Raw genomic sequence first — 633 nt, 5'->3', positions numbered from 1 at the left:
CTTGGACCGGAATCGGGGCGGGGCGATCTTCGGTCCCTTGCGCTTGCCCGAGATCGAGGCGAAGAAGTTCCGGTAGGCGGTATCAGATCGGCCAGCGCCTGCTGCAACACCACGGCCGACACCTCGCAAAGCCAGGCGCGTTCCGGGGTCTTCTTCGCCTGCGTGATGACCCGCTTGGACAGCTCCCCGTCCGAGACGCACGGCAACCCGGCCGCGTGGGCTTCCTGCCGTGCGCGCAGCCCGTCGTTGAACACCGTCCGCGCGCACCCGAACGCCCGGGCCAGCGCTTGACGCTGGCCCGGGGTCGGGTAGAGGCGGAAGGTGTACCGGAGCTGCACAGATCAATTGTGCATGAGCGTCGCGGAAGCGCGCCGCCAGTTCGCGGACGTGCTCAACGATGCAGCTGTACGCGGCCGGATCACGTACATCACCAACCGGGGACAGAGAATCGCCGCCGTCGTGCCAGTACCGATCGCCGAAACCGCCGAGCAAGCACAGGACGAACACTGACAGAGATGATGTAGGTGAGCACCTCCCGGCAGGGTCTGACTCAAACTCTGACTGACTTCGGGTCTTCAACGGGATGTGTCGGCCTTGGCCGGGAGATGCTCGTGTGCACTCACCGGACGTGGC

General features: G+C 65.7%; 1 protein-coding gene and 1 pseudogene. One reads left to right on the top strand and one right to left on the bottom strand.

Going from position 1 to position 633, the window contains the following annotated elements; translation table 11 throughout:
• Window positions 1-338: pseudogene (locus FLX07_RS35905) on the bottom strand (helix-turn-helix domain-containing protein); the annotation flags it as partial.
• 13 nt (window positions 339-351) lie between these two features.
• Here FLX07_RS35905 and FLX07_RS35900 point away from each other — a divergent pair.
• Window positions 352-510, top strand: a complete 159-nt coding sequence (locus FLX07_RS35900) for a type II toxin-antitoxin system prevent-host-death family antitoxin (protein WP_142576432.1) — start codon at window positions 352-354, stop codon at window positions 508-510.
• The last annotated feature ends 123 nt before the right edge of the window (window positions 511-633 follow it).

This window comes from Microbispora bryophytorum, assembly GCF_006874465.1.
GTDB lineage: Bacteria > Actinomycetota > Actinomycetes > Streptosporangiales > Streptosporangiaceae > Microbispora > Microbispora bryophytorum.
This window is presented reverse-complemented; position numbering and strand designations above follow the sequence as displayed.

Coding starts and splice junctions, on each gene's coding strand:
- FLX07_RS35900 (WP_142576432.1), top strand. CDS start 352: ATGAGCGTCGCGGAAGCGCGCCGCCAGTTCGCGGACGTGCTCAACGAT.